Raw genomic sequence first — 248 nt, forward strand, 5'->3', positions numbered from 1 at the left:
ATGCAGTACGCGCGCTGGTACGGCTCGCTGTATCCCCTGGCGGACGGCCGCGTGCTGACGGCCGCCGGCATCGACGAAAGCGGCGCCGGCGCGGGACCGCCGGAGATCTACACGCCGGGCTCGGGCTGGAAGACGCTGTCGAAGATCGCCGACTGGCCGGCCGACTGGTACTACCCGCGCGGCTTCCTGGCGCCGAACGGCAAGGTCGTGATCGCCAGCGGCAGCAGTCTCTTCAGTCTGGACGTCGA

1 protein-coding gene is annotated in these 248 nt (G+C 70.2%); it reads left to right on the forward strand.

Features of this window, described 5'->3' with window-relative positions; all coding sequences use genetic code 11:
* Positions 1-248: hypothetical protein (locus tag AC3A6Y_RS35085; RefSeq protein ID WP_487872801.1), on the forward strand; the 248-nt coding region annotated here is incomplete at both ends.

The sequence above is a fragment of the Variovorax sp. Soil_C_17 genome (assembly GCF_057657265.1).